This is a genomic window from Phycisphaerales bacterium (assembly GCA_035627955.1).
Taxonomy (GTDB): domain Bacteria; phylum Planctomycetota; class Phycisphaerae; order Phycisphaerales; family UBA1924; genus JAEYTB01.
Genome location: DASPKU010000010.1, coordinates 25,346 through 43,829 on the forward strand (window position 1 = coordinate 25,346; position 18,484 = coordinate 43,829).

The 18,484-nt window shown below is 69.2% G+C and carries 13 protein-coding genes, 1 tRNA gene, 1 pseudogene and 1 riboswitch; of the genes and pseudogenes, 10 read left to right on the plus strand and 5 right to left on the minus strand.

All coding sequences use genetic code 11. From position 1 onward, the window contains the following. Nucleotides 1–5: 5 nt before the first annotated feature. Nucleotides 6–842, minus strand: a complete 837-nt coding sequence (locus tag VD997_08540) for a hypothetical protein (protein HYE62033.1) — start codon at nt 840–842, stop codon at nt 6–8. Between the two features lie 213 nt (nt 843–1,055). Continuing rightward, nucleotides 1,056–1,285: riboswitch (cobalamin riboswitch) on the minus strand. A 535-nt stretch (nt 1,286–1,820) separates the two neighbouring features. Between VD997_08540 and VD997_08545 the strand changes: the two genes are divergently transcribed. The 5 genes and pseudogenes from VD997_08545 (at nt 1,821) to VD997_08565 (ending at nt 4,297) form a co-directional block, all read left to right on the plus strand. Continuing rightward, nucleotides 1,821–2,126, plus strand: coding sequence for a hypothetical protein (locus tag VD997_08545; GenBank protein HYE62034.1), 306 nt, complete (start codon nt 1,821–1,823; stop codon nt 2,124–2,126). Nucleotides 2,127–2,342: 216 nt separating this feature from the next. Then, complete coding sequence (gene rpsP / locus VD997_08550; GenBank protein HYE62035.1) at nt 2,343–2,696, plus strand: 30S ribosomal protein S16; 354 nt, start codon at nt 2,343–2,345, stop codon at nt 2,694–2,696. 144 nt (nt 2,697–2,840) lie between these two features. Continuing rightward, the gene (trmD, locus tag VD997_08555) at nt 2,841–3,584 is read left to right on the plus strand and encodes a tRNA (guanosine(37)-N1)-methyltransferase TrmD (GenBank protein ID HYE62036.1); all 744 of its coding nucleotides are present in this window, start codon (nt 2,841–2,843) and stop codon (nt 3,582–3,584) included. Between the two features lie 97 nt (nt 3,585–3,681). Continuing rightward, a pseudogene (rplS, locus tag VD997_08560) lies at nt 3,682–4,029 on the plus strand (50S ribosomal protein L19). Nucleotides 4,030–4,223: 194 nt separating this feature from the next. Beyond that, nucleotides 4,224–4,297 (plus strand) — tRNA-Arg (locus VD997_08565). Between the two features lie 92 nt (nt 4,298–4,389). On the opposite strand, the gene VD997_08570 is transcribed toward VD997_08565, so the two are convergent. Then, complete coding sequence (locus VD997_08570) at nt 4,390–6,321, minus strand: hypothetical protein (GenBank protein HYE62037.1); 1,932 nt, start codon at nt 6,319–6,321, stop codon at nt 4,390–4,392. A 113-nt stretch (nt 6,322–6,434) separates the two neighbouring features. Next, nucleotides 6,435–9,026: a protein kinase gene (locus VD997_08575; GenBank protein ID HYE62038.1), complete on the minus strand. Its 2,592-nt coding sequence runs from the start codon at nt 9,024–9,026 to the stop codon at nt 6,435–6,437. Nucleotides 9,027–9,129: 103 nt separating this feature from the next. On the opposite strand from VD997_08575, the gene VD997_08580 reads away from it, so the two are divergent. Beyond that, entirely contained in the window at nt 9,130–9,750 is a 621-nt protein-coding gene (locus VD997_08580; protein HYE62039.1) for a sigma-70 family RNA polymerase sigma factor, read from the plus strand. A gap of 78 nt (nt 9,751–9,828) precedes the next feature. Here VD997_08580 and VD997_08585 read toward each other — a convergent pair whose 3' ends face one another. Continuing rightward, the gene (locus VD997_08585; GenBank protein HYE62040.1) at nt 9,829–11,274 is read right to left on the minus strand and encodes a hypothetical protein; all 1,446 of its coding nucleotides are present in this window, start codon (nt 11,272–11,274) and stop codon (nt 9,829–9,831) included. 111 nt (nt 11,275–11,385) lie between these two features. Next, nucleotides 11,386–14,139 carry a PA14 domain-containing protein gene (locus VD997_08590; protein ID HYE62041.1) on the minus strand — a complete coding sequence of 918 codons (2,754 nt, stop codon included), beginning with the start codon at nt 14,137–14,139 and terminating at the stop codon, nt 11,386–11,388. A 445-nt stretch (nt 14,140–14,584) separates the two neighbouring features. Here VD997_08590 and VD997_08595 point away from each other — a divergent pair, with 445 nt between their 5' ends. The 4 genes from VD997_08595 (at nt 14,585) to VD997_08610 (ending at nt 18,484) form a co-directional block, all read left to right on the plus strand. Continuing rightward, the gene (locus VD997_08595; protein HYE62042.1) at nt 14,585–15,325 is read left to right on the plus strand and encodes a hypothetical protein; all 741 of its coding nucleotides are present in this window, start codon (nt 14,585–14,587) and stop codon (nt 15,323–15,325) included. Nucleotides 15,326–15,415: 90 nt separating this feature from the next. Continuing rightward, a complete protein-coding gene (locus VD997_08600) occupies nt 15,416–16,171 on the plus strand; it encodes a hypothetical protein (GenBank protein HYE62043.1) in 756 nt (251 codons plus the stop codon). Nucleotides 16,172–16,495: 324 nt separating this feature from the next. Next, on the plus strand, nt 16,496–17,404 hold the full coding sequence (locus VD997_08605) for a hypothetical protein (protein ID HYE62044.1): 909 nt from the start codon (nt 16,496–16,498) through the stop codon (nt 17,402–17,404). 417 nt (nt 17,405–17,821) lie between these two features. After that, nucleotides 17,822–18,484, plus strand: a complete 663-nt coding sequence (locus VD997_08610) for a hypothetical protein (protein ID HYE62045.1) — start codon at nt 17,822–17,824, stop codon at nt 18,482–18,484.

Here is an 18,484-nt window from a genome sequence, read left to right on the forward strand (position 1 = left end):
CTCGATCAGTGGGCGTGGCTCATGCGCCGGCGGCGGGTCGCCAGCAGCCCGGCGGCGCCAAGCACCACCACTCCCGCGGGCGCGGGCACCGGCGACACATCGGACATCGCGTCGATCTGGAGGTCACCGCTCGTGCCGAGGTAGGTGATCCGCACGTAGCTGATGGAGCTCAGGCCGGTGCCTGCGAGGTCAACGCCGGTGCCGCCGCCCGAGCCGTCGTAGGCCGCGACGATCTGCGCGAGGTTCAGGCCCGCGGCGTCGAACGCCGGGTTCACCGGCTTGGTGAAGTCGGTGGGGATGAGGCCGTGCGGGCTGGTGAAGGGGTGCGTGACGTCGACGTATCCGAGCGTCGGGAACAGGTGGTCGGGGCGGGCGCCGGTGATGGGGAACCACGTGGTGCCGTTCTGGCTCACCTCGATCACGCCCTGGTCACTGGCGCTGTACATCGAGCCGCTGGTGGTGTCCTCCGCGAGGTCACTGACGTAGAACGCGTTGCCGAAGATCAGCAGGTCGATGCCGAAGGGATTCAGCGGGTCGTCGGTCACGGGCTCATCGAAGCGCATGACCAGCGAGCCGCCCACGCCGATACCCACGAGCTCATTGGGCAGCCAGGGGGAGCTGAAGGGCGTGACCGCGCCGGGCCACTGGCCCTCGCCGGTGTAGCGCTCGGGCGACCCCACTGCATTCGCGGGGTCGTTGTACGCGGGGCTCGCGAGCACGCCGCTGGTGTAGGACACGACTTGGTCGGCCCACGGGTTCTGAGCGCGGGCGGTTCCGCACAGCCCGGCGACCAGCGCAACCGACGACAGCACGAGGCACGAACGAGAAGAACGAAGACGCACACCAACTCCAGACGCCGTGAGACACGGCCTTTCCCTCCGTTTCGCGCGGAGGAAGCCCCAGCCAGAAGACCTCCGGCCGCTCACGGGGGATGGAGTTGAGAGGGCCGCGCTGGGACGGTGCGCGGGTCATCAACGCCGGGTCCCTTGGCACGCGTCCTCATCCGAGGAGCACGATCATGAGGACATGATCGTGGCACGCGGCCCGCGAGGGCCAACCAGCAACACGTTGTCGGCAGGTCTTCCGGCTCCGGGCTCCGCGGGTCCAACCTTCCCAGCCTCTCGGCGATCGCCTTGAGGCCAGTGGCCGGGATAGCTCCTGTTGGAACCATCCCCAGTGGGACCCGCATCAGCACCCGATACGGCGGCGCGTCCGCGGTGGGTTTACACCACACTTCCCTTTCGCACCCGCGGGCGGCGTCAATGCCGACAGCGGGACCAACAACGCGGGCAGCGTATCAGGGCGGGGGCGGGTGTCAACCCGCAGCGACGCGGGTGGCACGACCCGCCCTGGGGTCGTGCTCGGCTCGTCCCAGCAGGTCAGGATGATCAACATCGAACATCACGCCCTCCCTTCAGAAGGAGAGGAATCTTCAATGTTCCGCTCTGGGGAAGGCTGCTGCGCCCACGGCTGAGCAGGAGTCTCAGGAACAAGGAAGATGGATTCTCTCCCTTAAGAGGGAGAGGAATCTTCCATCTTCAATGTTCCGCTTGGAGGAGGGTCATGCGATCCTCTGCGTTCCTCGCCTCCTCTCCGCGCTCCTCAGCTCTTCTGCGTACCCTCCGCGTTCCTGCCTTCCTCTTCGCCTCTGTTGCTCCGCCCGAGACTGGGAGAGAAGAAGGAAGATGGAAGTTCCAGAGGGGAAGGAATCTTCCATCTTCAATCTCTACCGGGTGCCACCCTTCTCAAGCCGGTTTTCATCGCTCCCCGACCCCCGCCATCTACCTTCCACGCGGAGGAACACCCCTGGAGGACCAGAGATGGTGCAGGATCAGAATGACGCTGTGAACACGGCCGCGGGGCGGCTGCGGGGCGATGTGGACCGGTTCCGTGAGGACCTCAAGCAGCTGGGGCAGGACTTCGCCAACCTGGTGAAGCATGGCCTGAGCTCGGGCAAGTCTGCCGGGTCCCGCTTCGGAGGGCGCATGAAGGGCGCCCCGGGCGAGATTGGCGACAAGTTGGGCGGCAAGGTGGGCGACGCCATTGAGAACCGGCCGCTGGCGGTGATCGGGACGGCGTTCGCGGCGGGCATCCTGGCGGGGATGCTGCTCAAGCGGCGGGGGTAAGGTCAGCCTGAAAGCCAACGAGCCCTTTGCGCAAGCAAAGGAGAGTGCTGTTCGCCTGTTCCGGGTGAGCCTATTCCGGTGCTCGCGCACAGGGCTCGTTCGCCTATTGGGTCGCCGTTGCCGACCCTCCCGCCTATCCTTCCAACCCCCCAGCACGTGCCGGGGGAACAACTTGTCGTGGTCGGCCTGCCCTCTCAGGCCAGAAGGAAGGATCCCATGGTTCGTCTCCGCATGCAGCGGCTCGGCCGCCGCAACCGTCCGTTCTACCGCATCGCCGCCGTCGAGAAGCAGACCCGCCGCAATGGCCCGGTCATCGAGGCACTCGGCTGGTACAACCCGCTCGAGAAGGACCCGGCGAAGGCCCTGCAGATCAACGATGAGCGCGTCAAGCACTGGCTGAGCAAGGGCGCCCAGCCCAGCGACACCGTCCGCGACATGCTCGCCAAGCGCGGCATCGGCGACGTGAAGCAGTGGGAGGCCGACCGCGCCGCCGACCGCAAGCTGGTTGAGGAGAAGAAGGCCAAGGCCGCCGCGGCGGCCGCCGCGGGCGAGGGCGAGAAGAAGGCCTGAGCCTGAGTATCTTCCTGGGTACCCCGCCGCTCCGCGGCGGCTCTCACGCAATCTGCTGACTCAAGGCCCGGGCTCAACTCCCGGGCCTTATTCTTTGCCTTCCACTTCGTTACTCGGTCACTTCCACACTTCGTCACTTTCCCAATGCCCCTCCGCATCGACATCCTCACCACCTTCCCCGAGATGTTCGCCACCGAGCCCCCCGCGGCCCTTGGCGTGAGCATCCCCGGGCGGGCGGCGCGCACCGGGCACATCGAGGTTCACGCGACCAACATCCGCGACTTCACGACCGACAAGCACCAGAAGACCGACGACCGACCCTTCGGCGGCGGGCCGGGGATGGTCATGATGTGCCAGCCGCTGTGGGACGCGGTGCAGGCGGTGGAGGCCCGGGACCCCCGCCCGGCGACGCGGATCCTGCTGACGCCTCAGGGTGTGCCGCTGCGGCAGCCCTTGGTGGAGGAGCTGGCCCAGAAGTCCCGGCTGCTGCTGATCGCCGGGCATTACGAGGGGATTGACGAGCGGGTGATCGAGCGGCTGGCACCGCTGGAGGTGTCGATCGGCGACTACGTGCTCTCCGGCGGCGAGCTGGGGGCGATGGTGCTGATCGACGCCGTGACCCGCCTCATCCCGGGGGTCCTTGGCGACGAGTGCTCGAACCTGGAGGACAGCTTCGCCCGCGGCAAGGACGGCCGGCGGCTGCTGGACTGCCCGCACTACACCAAGCCCCGGGAATGGATGGGGGTCCCCATCCCCGACGTCCTGCTCAGCGGCAACCATGCCAGAATCGATCAGTGGCGGCACGAACAACGCCTGGCCCGCACGAAATCCCGCCGACCCGACCTCCTCGCACCCCCCGAACAGGCTCCGCAACCACCTGTCGTATAGCGTACTACGAGGACTATGGGTCGTCTCAGTCCGCTCGCCTCCCTAGAAGTTGCCCGGCGGCACGCCTAACCTTCCCGCCCTACTCCGAGGTATAGCCATGTCCCAGCAGCTCATCGAAGAGATCAATAAGGCCACGCTCAAGACGAACGTCCCCAAGTTCGAGCCGGGCGACACCATCAACGTGCACTTCCGGATCGTCGAAGGCGACAAGGAGCGCACGCAGGTGTTCCAGGGCGTGGTGATCTCCCGCAAGGGGCGCGGCATCGGCGAGATGGCCGTGGTACGCAAGGTCGTCGACGAGGTCGGCGTGGAGCGCATCTTCCCGGTGCACAGCCCGCTGATCGCCAAGTACGAGGTCGTGCGTCGCGCCGATGCGCGTCGCGCCAAGCTCTACTACCTCCGCGACCGCGCCGGCAAGAGCCGCCGCCTCCGCGACCGCCGGCGTGGCCTCAAGCACGACCCGATGGCCGGCATCACCGTCGAGACGCCGGCGAAGAAGGAGAAGGCCGAGAAGGCCTGAGCCCTTTCTCCGCTTTCGATCACCGATCTTCGAACTTGATCTTCCTCCGGACCCCTGCCACGCGGGGGTCCGGTTCGCTTTTGGCCCGGTGGTGAGGCCGCGGCCTAGGCTTGTCTCGTGCGCTCGTAGCTCAGTTGGATAGAGCGGCGGTTTCCTAAACCGCAGGTCGGCAGTTCGAATCTGCCCGGGCGCGTTTCCCACTCGGGGCTGGAACCAGCAAAGAACGAGCCCGGCGCAGCAGCGCACCGGGCCCGTTTCGTTTGATCGCAGGTGATGGTTGCGGACTCAGCAGCTGCCGCCGCCGAGCACGCGGAAGAACGACTCGATGTCCTGGTCGGTGCCGAAGTCACCGTCGCCGTTGTAGTCGCTGGTGCCGCACATCAGGCAGCAGTTGCCGCCCAGGCACGCGAAGAAGGCCTCGATGTCCTGGTCGGTGCCGGAATCGCCGTCGCCGTTGAAGTCCTGCGCGCAGTGGTCGAGCTGGCCTTCGACGAGGTCCTCGGGCTCGCTCTGCGGCGCGCTGGGCGTCGTGTCAGCGGCGGGGCGGGTGAGCGCGAGGGTGAAAGGCTGGCCGGGGGCGACAAGCGTGCCCGCGTAGAGCGAGTTGGACTTCGCAACCCACGAACCCGCGGCGTCCTGCTCGTACTCCTGCACGACGCCGTTGTTGACGAGCATGACCGAGCCGGTGTCGGTCCACGTGAGGCTGCGCGGCTCACTGCCGGCCGGGAGCGCGATGGTCTCCGCGAGCTGGTAGCCGTTCACGCGGTCATACGAGATGCGGTGCACGGCGGGGACCCCGCTGGAGCACAGCAGCACCTCACCGGTCGTGGGGCTCACGCTCATGGCGATGTCGCCGATGAGCGACACCGCGGGCGGGCAGGGCTGCACGGAGTCCTCGGGCTGCGCGAGTTCGAGGGGACGGCGGCACATCACGTAGCTGCCGGTGCTGTCCTGCTGCAGCAGCACAAGACGCCCGGCGGTGTCGTCTTCGCCGATGGCGAGCGTCTGGCGGGCGAGGAGGATGTGCTCTCGCGTCTGTGCGGTCGGGCCGGGGTTGGCGAGGCGGCGGAGATAGATCGCACCGGTAGTGGGCGCGGTCTCCACCACGTAGAGCTCGCCCGTGTGTGCGATGTAGCTGGTGACAAGCGAGTTCTCGAGCTCGTACTGCAGGTGCGACTCGCCACTGCCCATGCCGACGCGGATGAGGCGCGTGGTGTTGCCGGGGCCGGAGGCGAACACCCAGGAGTAGGCAAGACCAGGGTCCACGTGCACCGCCTTGATCTGGCCGGTCCCGGTGGGCAGCTGGCTGTGCGTGTGCGTCGGGTTGAGCTCGTCGGTCAGATTCAGCGGGCGGACGAAGTTGATGCCGCTGGGCTCTTCCCCGACAACCGGCTGGCCGGTGAGCGCGACGGTGGGGATGAGGGTGGCAAAGCCCTCAAGGTAGCGGCGGGTCTGCCAGGTCTCGCCGTTGACCTGCGAGGTGCCGATGGAGTTCGCGTACCGCCAGACCTCGCGGTTCTCCAGTGAGCCGTCAATATAAAACGTGACCGTCTCCTTGTGCAGCGGCTCATAATGCGTGCGGAACGCGGACTGCTCGGTCTGCGATTCGATGTTGCGGTCAGTGTTGGGGTCGCGCATGCTGACGATGGGGTCGACGGCGCAGGGCTCGTGCAGGCCGCGGAGGGCGACGATGTGGCCGCCGTAGCGGATCCACTGGAAGGTGTTGGGCTGGAGGCGGTAGAAGCCGCGGGTGAGGGCGGCGAATCCGCCGGCGAGCAGCACCTCGCGCATTTCGGCGGGGCCGGCAGTCCAGCCGTACGCGCCGCCGACGAGGGCTCCGGGAGCGCGCTCGTCCATCAGCTGCTTGATGCCACTGACGGAGTTGCTGGTGCCGTCGGCGTCGGTTCCCATGAGGAAACCCATGTAGCCGATGAGGGCGCCGGCGACGTTGTAGCTGCTCTCGTCCGTCCAGTCGTAGCTCTGGTTGAGCAGCAGGCCGGGCAGGCCGTGGTCAGAGATGTAGGCGATGTTGTCGGCCCAGCTGGCCGGGACACAGTGGGAGGCGCCGTTCCACGGCAGGCCGAGCTTGTTGGGGGCGTCGATGCGGCGCTGGTCGAGGTCGGGCAGCCCGGTGCGGTAGACGTCCTCGCACTGGGCGTGCGCGTTCTGGCACAGGCCGGCGAGGAGGACGAGAGGAAGAGCGCGGGCGATGGTCATGACAAGTCTCCGAGTACTGAGGTGTTCGCTTGGGGAGCAGGGCAACGGGGCCTGTATCAACCCTCCGACAGCCAGAGCGGAGACTGGGCGCGGGTGTGACACGCTGCGAGCAATTAATTGTGCTGGGGGCTTGTTCGGGCGATGGCAGCCTCGAGGTCCTGCGCCTGCTTCGCCAGCTTTTCGCCCGCGTTGCCCATCGCGCGGGCGTCGGCGCGGACCTGCTTGAGAATGGCCAGGGCCTCGTCGTGCTTCTGGAGGGCCGCGAGTGCGCGTGCTTCGACGACCAGCAGCGGGCCGCGGACCGCGGGCAAGCTGCTCGGGCGGAGGTTCTCGGGGATCGCGGCGCGGGTGAGCTCGGAGGCCGCCGCCGGGTCGCGGCGGACCTTTATTAGAAAGTCGGCCAGGTTCCAGTGAGCGAAGACGGTGCCCGCGTGGTAGCGGCCGTTCACGGCGATGGAGTCGTCCACCAGGGTGCGAAGTGCCTGCTCGGCCTCGTCCATGCGGCCCTCGTCCCAGAGGGCGCGTGCGACGTTGTGGCGGGCATTGAGGGTGCGGACGTCGTCGCGACCGAGCTTCTTGGCCGCGGCGTCTGCGATGGCCTGCCGAAGCTCCGTGCGTTCGCGGAGGCGGTCCTGCTTGTAGTAGAGCTCCGCGAGCCGGCCGCCGACCTCCTGCCACTCCAGCAGACCGATGCCGGGACCGTCGCGCAGCGATCGTTCGGCGCGGGCGAGCAGCGGCTCGGCCTTGCCGAGCTGCCCGTCGGTGAGGGCCCACTGGCCCAGGGCCGCGTAGGCGAGCCCGGTGTCGACATCGCTCTCGCCGAGGGTGGTCGCGCAGAGCGGGGCCACGGTGTTCATCTCTGCGCGAGCACGCTCAAGATCGCCCGCGTGCGAGCGCGCCCACGCCAGCAAGCGGCGGGCGCGGAGCGTGTCCGGCGCATCGATTCCCAGTTGTTCGGCACGCACTCGCACGGCCTCGACGAGGTGCTTGACCGCGCGGTCGTGCTCCTTGTTGGCGATCAATCCTGACGCCAGCACCACGCGCACGCCGGCTTCGATGAGCGGGCGCTCGGAGACGCTGTAGTGCATGCGGCGCTCGGCGAGGTCCAGGGCTTCCTGGATGGTGGGCTTGTCAGTGGGGGAGCTGCGCAGCGCGGCCACGATGGAGTCGGCCGCGTACTGGTTGATGGCCAGGGCCGTGTCGCGCTGGCGGATCGCTTCCTCGAGCTGGCTCAGGGCGTCACCTTCCGCGGCCACCGCGCGCCTCATCTCACGGTCGGCGGCGTGCTCGGCGGTCAGAGCCCGGTCGCGCTCCTCTCCAAGCCGAAGCACGTAGACAGTTGTCGAAACCCCGATCGCCGCGGCGGCGACTGCGCTGACGAGCACGGCGGCGCGGTGGCGGCGGGCGAAGAGCCGGGCCCTGTGCAGCGGCGGGGTGACGCGCGCCGCCACAGGACGCCAGTGCCGGAAGGCGTGGAGGTCCGCGGCAAGCTGGTCGGCGGAGGTGTACCTCGCTGCTGGGTCCGAAGCCGTGGCCCGCTCGATGATGGCGCGGAGGTCGGTCGGGATGGTGGCGGCGAGCGGGCGCAGCTCGGCGCGGCGTGCCTGTTCCAGCACGTCCTCGCGAGCGGAGCTGCTGTGTTGGCCACTGGGTGCATAGGGCGGCGTGCCCGTGAGCAGGAAGCGGAGCGTTGCGCCGAGGGCGAAGACATCGCTCTGCGGGGTCGCGGTCTCGCCCCGGGCCTGCTCTGGGGGCATGTACGCCGGTGTGCCCACAATGCGGGCATCGGCCTCAGCACGCGCCTCGAGGGCCAGGCCGAAGTCGGCGACCATCACGCGTCCCGAAAGGGTGAGCAGGATGTTGCCGGGCTTGATGTCCCGGTGCAGCACGGCGCGGGCGTGGGCGGCGCCGACGCCGCGGCAGGCGGCCTCGATGACACGCGCGGCCTCGCGCGGCGGCATCGGTGCACATTCTTCCAGCGACCGCGCGACACGCACGTGCAGTGGATCATTCCCGGTGGGCTCTGGATCGCCCGCGAGTTGCGAGTCCAGGTATGCAAGGCCGTGGTCCTCGAAGAGGCCTGCCGCGTGCACGCGGACGATGTTCTCGTGGTCCAGGGCCGCGGCGGCGCGGGCCTCGGCGACCAGGCGGGAGTGCCCTGTGCTGCCTCCCGGTCGCACGGGGGCGGCGAAGAGCTTGAGGGCAACGTAGCGGCCCAGCTCGGAGTCGAGTGCCCGCCACACGTGCCCGAAGCCGCCCGAGCCGATGTGCTCGCGGAGCTCGTACTTGCCCAGGCGCGTGCCGGGCGTCAACGCGGGCCCAGCCTCCTCCGCCTCGCGCATGAGCGAGAGCAGCTCCAGCACCTCATCGAGCTCGCCCGCAAGCGAGGGGAAGCGCGCCAGCAGGTCGGTGCGGATGGCGACCATCGGCTCACTGGTGCGGCGGGCGGCCTCGCACATGATGAGGGCGCGGCAGAGATCGCGCTGCTCGGTGAGCCCGGGATCGGCCGCGAGGTACTCCTCCAGGCGGGCGGGCAGGCCGCGGTTCCAGCGCTCCTCGGCGTCCGCAACGACCGGGTCGACCAGCATGACCCCGTTGTCAGAGGCCCTCGCCAGCACCTCGGAGATCGCGGGCGGCCCCGCCGTCCACGAGGCGCGGACCCGCGCCGAGGCCGAAACAGAAGCTGAACGCGTGAACGGGTCCATGCGGGCTCAAGTCTAACGAAGTGGCGGGTCCTCCCGTATGCTGAGAGCGTCGCGGCGGGGCCGGTGTGACACGCCGCCGCATGTTTTTCCCGGAGACGCCCGCGTGCCCGAGCCAACGGACAGCCCGGTGCAGAAGCCGCAGCAGGCGGCGCGGTTGTCGGGGCTGCTGGCGCGGGCGTGCGCGGGGAGCGACCCCCGCGCGCGAGAGGCCGCGTTCGACGAGCTGCTGCGGCTGCTGACGATCTACGTCCGCGCGGGCATGGGCTCGCGCCTGCGCGACCACCGCGAGTCGATGGATGTCTGCCAGTCGCTGGCGAGGTCGTTCGTGGACGACTTCGAGGGTGGCAGGATCGCGTTTGAGAGCGAGGCGGCCCTGGCTGCGTACGTCCGTCAGTGCGTCCGCAGCAAGCTCGCTGATCTTTCCCGCCATGACCGGGCCGCCAAGCGCGGCGGCGGCGCGGTGACGCAGGGTCTGCCAGGGGATGGCCCGCACGGCGGGCCCGGTCCCGCCAGCGCTGCCATCGCCCGAGAAGCCGTCGCGGGGGCACTGGCGGCGCTCAATGAGGATGAGCGCACGCTCCTGCGGCTGCGGTCGCAGGGACTCGCGTGGGAGGCGATCGCGCGCGAGCTGGGACGCACGCCCGAGGCGGTTCGGCAGCAGTTCAGCCGCGTGCAGCGGCGGCTGGCGCAGGGTTCGCAAGAGTCTCCGCCTCCGACGCGCTGACGTAGCCCTGCAGCACGAGCGAAAAGAAAAGGGCCCGGACGCTGGTCCGGGCCCTTGATCCACCGATTGACTCACACGTCAGCAGGGGCTGCCGCCCAGCACGCGGAAGAACGCCTCGATGTCCTGGTCGGTGCCGATGTCGCCGTCGCCGTTGAAGTCGCTGCCCTGGCAGAAGCAGGTCGGGCAGCAGTTGCCGCCCAGGCACGCGAAGAACGCCTCGATGTCCTGGTCGGTGCCGGCGTCGCCGTCGCCGTTGAAGTCCTGCGGCCCGCACTGGTTGCCGGGGCAGAAGGAGATCAGCACGGCCGCGTCGGTGGAGGTGCCCAGCACCACGCGGACGATGAGGTAGCGGCCGTTGTCCGACATGGCGAAGCCATCGGCGATGCCGCGCACGGTGGTGACGGTCTGGCCGTCGACGACAGTCACGCCGTCCTGAATGAGGAGGTCGCCGTTCCAGAACAGGCCGTTGTCGACGTTCGTGCTCGGGTCGTTCCAGTCGCCGTACCACACGACGTTGCCGGAATCGTCCATCTGCACAGGCGCGGAGCCAAAGCCGGTGAAGGCCCAGGGGCCGAGCGCCGCGGGGACAGCCTGCCCCTCGCGAGCCACCACTGTTCCATCGCCCTTCACGATCACCTCGTCGTCGATCGTGTCGCCGGTGAGGTTGCCGCGGACGACCCATGCGCCGCTGTTGTTGAGGTCGAGGGGGCGGTCGTTGAGGATCTCCCACGTACGCCCGGCGATCGGCGAGGGCTGGAGCTCCTGGGCCACGATCGTGCTGCCGACGAAGAGGGCGTCGGTGGTGGAGGCGACCAGCTCAGCGCAGTACATGGGGGTGCCGGACTGGTTCCAGGCGAACGCCGCGGCATCGGTGCTGAAGTCGGCGATGGTGGAGGCGCCGACCGCCTCGCCCTCCTTCGCGAGAACGGTCTCGGTGAAGGTCTGGGTGCTCGAGTTGTAGTCTACCCGTACCAGCGCCCGGTCCACCGTGCTCGCGAGCGCGGGGTCGTCCACGCTCGCCACCATCAGGATCTGGTTCGCGTCGTTCATCTTGCAGCCGAACCACCCGATGTACGGCGTGCTGGGGCTGAAGCCGGTGGCGGTCGAATGCGTGCCTTCCTGGATCAGCAGGCGGTCGTTGAAGAAGATGCCCGAATCGGTGCTGGTGGTCGCGCCCGAGAGGAACCAGTTCCAGCCGCTGTCGCCATTGTTGTTGAGCACGAGGTCGTCGAAGGAGCTGATGCCGATGACACCGTTGGCGGGGGGCGGCAGGATGGTGCCCTGCTGGTAGGCGATGGCGCCGCCGCGGATGATGATGCCGTCAGCCGCGGTGTTGGCGTTGTTCGTGTCACACTCCACCAGCCAGTGGCCGCTGTTGTTCACCATCACGTTGTCGACACTCGTGATCGCGCCGATTTCGGTGAGGTCCCCCTCCCGGACCAGGATGGTCATGGTGAAGGGCGGGGCCGCCAGCGCGGTGGTCGCGGCGGCGAGGATCAGGGCGGCGGCGGGGGCGTAACGCATGCGTGGACCTCCAATCATCGGGGGGATCTGGTAAAGATCGATAGCGTGTGAGAACCTCTCTCTGGCGGACTCTACGCGGGGACCCGATCAGGGGTTGCAGCATTCACCCGATCAGCACGCCCCCCCGCCCAGGACCCGGAAGAAGCTCTCGATGTCCTGATCCGTCCCCGTGTCGCCGTCGTTGTTGAAGTCCGACGACCCGCAGGTGACGCAGCAGTTCCCGCCCAGGCACGCGAAGAAGGCCTCGATGTCCTGGTCCGTGCCCGCGTCGCCGTCGCCGTTGAAGTCCTGCGTGCACATGGCGGCGGGCACCAGCCAGCGCGAGGCGGGGATGACCGCCTTCGTCAGGCTCGGGCTGCTCATGCTCACCTGCACGGCCGCGCCGCCACCAGCCTCGAAGTACTCGATCCGCAGCGGGTGGAAGCCGGCCTTGAGGCCGATCAGGGCGCTGGCCTTCTCGGTGGCCCCGTGCAGGCCGTCGTGGTTGATGATCTCCGTGCCGCCCAGGAACACCTTCGAGCCGTCGTCGGAGGTGATGTAGAAGGTGTAGAGGTTGGTCGCGGGCACCTCCACGTGCCCGACGAACACCACGCCCACGTCGTCGCTGCGCCCGGAGCCCGCGATCACGCCGGTGGTGTTGGGGTAGTTGATGTTCGCCAGCCGCGCCCCGCCGTAGGGGGTGAGCGTCGCGAAGTCCGGCAGCGAGCCGGGGGCGGAGAGGGCGTAGTAGTCGGCGTCCACGCCCGCGCGCACCTGCCCGAGGCTGTCGCCGTTGCGGTAGGTCGCGGGGTTGTAGAGTCGCGCCGTCACCGCCGCGGCCGCGGGGTTGCCGCCCGCGTCGCTGACGGTGTAGTTGAAGGAGTCCAGCCCCTGGGTGTTCAGCGGCGGGGTGTAGGTGAGCCTGTCCCGCCCGCCGGGCCCGGTGCCCACGCTCCGCGTGATGGTGCCGCCGCGCGTGCTCGTCGCGGAGAAGCTCGAGATCGTCATGGGCAGGCCGGTGGAGTGCCAGTCGTTGGCAAGCACGTCGATAGTGACAGGGGTGGCGCTGCTCGTCTGGAAGACGCCCGCGTCGTCGGAGACGGGGTGGCACACGGACTGATCGCTCACGCGGAAGCTGGCGACCCAGTTGCGCCAGCTCGCCGTCGGCCCCGGGTACTCGCCGATCCCCCAGAAGAGCAGGTCGTCGCTGGGGTCGACCGCGATGTGGTAGTAGTCGCCGTAGCGGCCGTCGGTGTTGGCCTCCCCGTCCTTGAGCAGGATGGGCTGGCCCATGCGCCCCAGCGGGTCGGTGGCGCGGCGGCCCGCGATCCGCACGCTCACCCGGTAGTCCGGGCCGGTGGCCCCCATGACCACCGCCACGTCGCCCGCGCTGTTGGCGGCGATGGCGGGGAACATCGTGTGCAGCCCCGGCCCCGGATCGACATCGCCCGACTGCACCCGCGTGACCACGCCGCTCGTCGGCCACGTGTTCGTGCTGAACTGGTGCCAGCGCACCACGTTCCGCGCGGCCGTGCCGCTGCCGGTGCGGGCGTTGTGGCACCAGTAGAGCTGGCCGTTGCGCCAGGTGGGGTCGGTCGAGCCGCCCGCGCTCATGGTGCCCCCGCCCAGCGTGGGCGCGCCCTCGGGGCCGCTGTAGCCGGGCACGGTGACGTTCGTGCTCACGATCGCGGGGGCCGTGAGCGGGCTCAGGATGGAGTAGATCCGCACCGTCGTGGAGTTGATGTCGTCGGTGAAGTAGGGGTGCGTGGGGTTCCCGAAGTGCCGCGCCGGCTGCAGGGTGTACGCCCCCGCCTCGCGCAGCGTGGAGTAGGTCGCCGTGCCGCCGGTGAGCATGGGCGTCTTGTTGAATATTCTGAAACCGCAGCCGCCGTAGGGGCCGCTGCTCATGGCGAAGAGGTTGCTGGTGACGTACCACGCGTTCTGGTCGTAGCCCAGGCCGGGGTAGTCCCACCAGTACAGCGCCCCGTTGATGTTGGTGACGCAGTCGGTGCGGTACTTGTACCACGTGCCGTTGGGGTCGCTGTCGTCGCTCACGGCGATGGTGACGAACGCCTGGTTGCTGCTGGTGTACGCCTCCAGCACCAGCACGATGAAGCGCTGGGCGAAGTGGTCGTACACGACCTTGGGGTCAAAGCAGAACGTCGACCCGCCCACGCCCTCGAAGAAGCCCGGGTTGCCCTGGCTGCCCAGGGGCGCGTTGAACTGCTGCACGCCCGCCTTGGTGTACCACGCCACGCTGGAGTTCACCGCCACCACCACGTGCCCCGGCCCCACCGCCAGCGTCGGGTCCGGAGGGTTCCACCCCGTCGCGTTGATGCTCGGCCACAGCGTCTCCACGCTGGTGCGCGGCTCATCCATCGTCGTGCCCGCCTCCAGCGTGTTCGCCGGCCCTTCTCTGGGCCAGTTTTTGATCTCCTGCTTGTTGGCCTCGTGCGGCGGGAGGTGGTCGCGGACCATCCTGTACGTCCACGAGGGCCGGTCGTCCGCGGTGGGGTCCTCCTCCTGCAACTGCGGCATGGTGCGGGTGTCGATGATCTCGACGGGGGTCGTGCCCCAGGCGACGGCGCCCTTGGGGCCCAGGTCCGTCATCTGCGCGAGGTCCCGCGCGTTGGCCTCGCCCGCGCCCGGCACCGGCTGCCCGCCGCCCGACGGCCGCATGGGCGTTGGCGCGAAGGCGTCGCTCTCCTCGGCGGTGGGGGCGCCCGATCCAACCGCCCCCGCGCTCGACGCCAGCGCGCTGGCCCCCCCGCCCCGCGCCGAGCGGGCGCACCCCGCCGCCCCCGCCCACGCCAGCGCCGCCACGCTCACGCCCAGGGCCACGCCCACCTTGGAAATACTGATCACGCCACGCCGACGCACGCTCATGAACTCACCCCTGCAAAGGACAGACACAGGCCCCACCGCGCCAGCGTAGCAGACGCCGCAACCCCCGCCATCCCCGCGCCCCACGGGCATGGGGGGCTGGGCGCCGCCGACTCCCGGCTGGGTGCCACTGATCCCCGGCTCTGCGGCAATCAGTGGTGGGCGCACGTTGCTCACAGATCGCGCGGACCGCTTGCCTTCAGCAGGGAGTCGCAAGAGGGGCGGCAGCCCCTTTTGCATGCGCGGAACGAGAACCGCGCCGAGCTTGCCCAAGACTCCAAGGCAAAGCAGACAAGGCGTTGGCTCCGGTTGGGCACTCGGGGAGAGGGCCCGCAAAGCCCGGGCCCCCTCCCCAGCGCCCAAAGTCCCGGGGGCGTTGCCGTCAACCGTGCGCACCAGTGGGCGCGCGGCCCTCGCCGCATCGGAGCGCCCGCGGTAGGCTGCGGGCATGCAGACTCCCGCTGCCGCCGGCCGGCCGAGCAACCCCGCTCCCAAGCGCCGCCGCTTGCCATGGCTGGCGGCGCTCGCGGCCGCCCTGACACTGGTGGTCGGCACCGCCATCGTTTTCGCGCGGCGTGAGGTCGCTTTGCTGGGCTTCAGCCCCGGCGTTTTCCGCACCGCCTCCAGCACGCAGGTGGAGCAGATCGCGCCGGGGCCTAACGCCTACGCCGCGACGCTCCCGCTCAGGCCCGGCGAGACCCTCTTCGCGACGCTCAGGTACACCAGGGCTGACCGCGCGTGGCCGGTGCCGAGGGAGGACCCGCCGCGCTTCGGGGACCGCCTGCCCGTGGGCACCCTGCACAGCCTCACCGTCTCCTACTTCGCGGCGGGCGGGGCCGAGGGGAAGCGGGACATCACCGAGGCGGAGCTCCCGCGCGGGCTGCGGCAGTGGCTCGCGGGCGTCCTCGAGGGCCGCACGCCGCCCGCGACCACCGTGGCCGGCCTGCTCCGCGACAGCGACGGACGACGCACGGAGTGGGCCGCAGACGGAGTGCTGCGGGTGCTCGCAATCTGGCTCAGCGCCTACTGGTGGGCCGCCGCGGCCGCCCTCCTCGCGCTGGACGCGGCGGTAGTGGCCCGCGTGCTCCGCGCCCGCCGCCGGCGCTCGCAGGGGCGCTGCGCCTGCGGCTACGACCGCCGCGGGCTCGCCGCCGACGCCCACTGCCCCGAGTGCGGCCTCGCACCTTAGGCGGGGAGTCGCAAGTGGGGCGGCAGCCCCTCCTGCGCCAGCGGGAGGAGGATGATGCAGGACGCGGCCCCCGCGCGGTAGGATGCCGCGATGGGACGCACTCGCGCCGCACCGCCGCCCCGCCGCCGTGTGGTGGTATCGCTGGCCTTCGGTGTGCTCGCGACGGCTGCGCCGATGGCGTGGGGCTGGAGGCTCGCGGACGACCGGCGGCCCGGCGCCGCGCCGCTCAACAGCGGGCCCGCCGCGGCCCTGGGCTCCTTCATCCACCCCAACGGCGCCGACGTCTGGACCTGGGGCGTCTGGGAGAAGCCGTTCATTACCAGCTGCTGGGCCGCGGGGCGCGACCCGCTCATCGTTCCCGGCCAGCGCCTCACCGTGCAGCAGCGCAAGCGCTCGTGGGAGATCAACCGTCACCCCGACGGCTGGCCCCCAAGTTCATCGGGCGTAACCGCCGACCTCCTCGCACAGCACCCGCACACGGTCGCCGAGGGGTACGCAGTTGGCTTTCCGTTCCGCTGCGGCCGGGCCGTGATCCTGCGCGCCGCCCCCGGCGGCGACCCCGCCGACCACGTAGCGGCGCACGGGTATGACATGGGCATGGCCGCCTACACCGAGCACCTGGGGCGCGTGGTCCCCACCAGCGTCATCTGGCCGGGGATGCTCGGGAACATCGCCGCGTACACACTGCTCCTGCTCGCGCCCTGGCACGCGGCCGCCTGGTGGCGCACCAGGCGAGCGGCGCGACTCAACCGCTGCCCCGCCTGCGGCTACGACCTCCGCGCCACTCCCGCGAACGCCCCCTGCCCGGAGTGCGGCGGGACGCGCGTGGTCTCCGCAGGTCTGTGAGCCGCGCATCCGAGAGGGGCTCCAAGGCCGCCCCTCTCAAGGTCTCCGGGCCTCTGCGTGCACACCGCGCCCGCCGAGCGCGCGAGCGATGTGCCTTAAGCAGGGAGTCGCAAGAGGGGCGGCAGCCCCTTTTGCACTAGCGGAACGAGGACGGCGCAGGGCGCGCCCAGCACCCTCAGTGTGAAGGATGTCGCGCATCCGAGAGGGGCTCCAAGGCCGCCCCTCTCGGGCTCTCCTGGTTTGGCGACGGTGACGTGCTTGCTCAAGCGAATGGGAACAAATCACTAGGTGGGTTTGTAAATGGGTTCGCCGTAAACTCGGCTCATGGCCGTGACCACATTCATCCTTGGAGCGGGCGCGAGCAAGCCCTACGGGTTCCCCATCGCATCCGAGCTACGAACGGCGATCTGCAATGCCCCCCCAGTGTTCATCGACCGCATGTGGGAGGGCGACAAGATGATGACTCAGATGGCGAAGGAGCAATCAAAGAGGATCGCCACGGCTCTCCGCGCGAGCGGCCAGGCCTCGATTGACGCCTGGCTGGCCCAACAGCCGCAACACGCGGAATGGGGGAAGACTGCGATTGCCATGCACCTGCTGCCGGTAGAGGCCCGTTGTCTGGCCTCCGATACGGAGGACTGGTACAGCTGGTTCTTCCGCAGGTACCAAGTCAAAGGCGGCCTCAACTTCGCCAACGTACGGGTGGTCACCTTCAACTACGACCGCAGCTTGGAAATGTTCCTTGTTCAGGCGTGCATGAATAGTTTCGGGATGACGCTCGATCAGGCGGTCTCGCACGTAGGACAACTCCCACTCGTGCACGTGTACGGAACCTTCGCGGCACCCGCGCTCCAGTCGCACTTCACCAATCGGGTGCGATTGCACCTCGAGGTGTTTGTCGAGGCGTCGAAGGGCATTCTCACCATGAACGATGAGCGTGAGGCGGCGGACCGCGCCGTCGCGACAGCTAGAAAGTTCATTGACGAGGCACGCCATGTGGTCTTCCTTGGTTTCGGCTTCGACGAAGCGAACCTCGCTCGCATCGGCGCGCACCGGGCAAGAGCCGCATGGGTGATGCGGAAGGGTCAGGTCGACTGCTTGGGTTCGGCCTATGGCATGCTCGAGGGAGAGCGGATGCTTGCTCGCATGCGCATAGGAATCGAACCCAAGTTCGGCATCCCGACCTATGGGTGTTACGAGCTCCTCCGATCGGCCGTGACGTGGGAGGACTAGCTCAAGAGACCGCGATCCGCTGCGGGGGCGGCCGCGACCCACGCGCGGAACTTGGGGACAGCTTCCAACGTCGCGTTCACGACTGCGGTGAACTCCGCTGCGGCCACGAACGAGGGATTCGCCACCTCGAACAACCTCTCCGCAGCTTCGTCTAGCCCGCTTGCCGCCTCCGACAACCCCCCCGCACCCTCCACGAACCCGTCCGCACCCTGCGCGGGTTTTCTCGCACGGGGCGGGGGTTTGTTGGCGTGGGGCGGCGGTTGTTCCGGCAGGCCTTGCGCGTTCCCGGCCCGGCCACGCGCGTCCTCGGGGCGCTGACTGAAAAAATCAGAAGGTGCACCGAAGTCCCCCTCCATCCTCGCCGAAACCTCTGTACCGCGGGGCAATGACGCTCCCGCTCATACGGAGTGTTCCACCATGTCCAGCTGGCTGCCCATCACTGATTCTGGTTTCGATGCGTTCTACCTCAACTTCAAGACGCTGATCGCGGCCAACCCCACCAACTATGGCTTGCAGGCCAGCGACGGCACGGCCCTGGCGGCCGACTACACGGCGTGGCACAACGCGTACCTCGCGGCCACGCAGGAGACCACCCGCACCAAGGCGACGGTGGCCACCAAGAACACGCAGAAGCGCACCAGCATGTCGCTGGTCCGCGGCTACGCGGCCCAGATCCGCGTGAACCGCGCCGTCACCGAGGCCCTCAAGATCGGCCTGGGCCTGCACATCCCCGACACCACGCCGTCGGTCATCCCGCCGCCCGCGACCAAGCCGGTGCTCTCGATCGCCCGCATCGAGCAGGGCAGCCAGCAGGTGCGCGCCACCGACGAGGCCACCCCCAACAAGCGCTCGCGGCCCGTCGGCAGCGCGGGGATGCTGCTCTACCGCGCCATCGCCACCGACGCGGTGAACGACCCGGCGCAGGCCACCTTCGTGGGCTTCGTGGGCCGCCCCGACTTCACCTGCGAGTTCACCTCCGCCGACCGCGGCAAGACGGTGACGTACTTCGCCCGCTGGACCAACGCCAAGGGCCAGACCGGCCCCTGGAGCCAGGGCGTGTCGTCCTCGATCGCCGCGTAA

Coding starts and splice junctions, on each gene's coding strand:
- VD997_08605 (HYE62044.1), top strand. CDS start 16,496: ATGGCCGTGACCACATTCATCCTTGGAGCGGGCGCGAGCAAGCCCTAC.
- VD997_08595 (HYE62042.1), top strand. CDS start 14,585: ATGCAGACTCCCGCTGCCGCCGGCCGGCCGAGCAACCCCGCTCCCAAG.
- VD997_08610 (HYE62045.1), top strand. CDS start 17,822: ATGTCCAGCTGGCTGCCCATCACTGATTCTGGTTTCGATGCGTTCTAC.
- trmD (HYE62036.1), top strand. CDS start 2,841: ATGCCCCTCCGCATCGACATCCTCACCACCTTCCCCGAGATGTTCGCC.
- VD997_08575 (HYE62038.1), bottom strand. CDS start 9,026: ATGGACCCGTTCACGCGTTCAGCTTCTGTTTCGGCCTCGGCGCGGGTC.
- VD997_08585 (HYE62040.1), bottom strand. CDS start 11,274: ATGCGTTACGCCCCCGCCGCCGCCCTGATCCTCGCCGCCGCGACCACC.
- VD997_08590 (HYE62041.1), bottom strand. CDS start 14,139: ATGAGCGTGCGTCGGCGTGGCGTGATCAGTATTTCCAAGGTGGGCGTG.
- VD997_08545 (HYE62034.1), top strand. CDS start 1,821: ATGGTGCAGGATCAGAATGACGCTGTGAACACGGCCGCGGGGCGGCTG.
- VD997_08570 (HYE62037.1), bottom strand. CDS start 6,321: ATGACCATCGCCCGCGCTCTTCCTCTCGTCCTCCTCGCCGGCCTGTGC.
- rpsP (HYE62035.1), top strand. CDS start 2,343: ATGGTTCGTCTCCGCATGCAGCGGCTCGGCCGCCGCAACCGTCCGTTC.
- VD997_08600 (HYE62043.1), top strand. CDS start 15,416: ATGGGACGCACTCGCGCCGCACCGCCGCCCCGCCGCCGTGTGGTGGTA.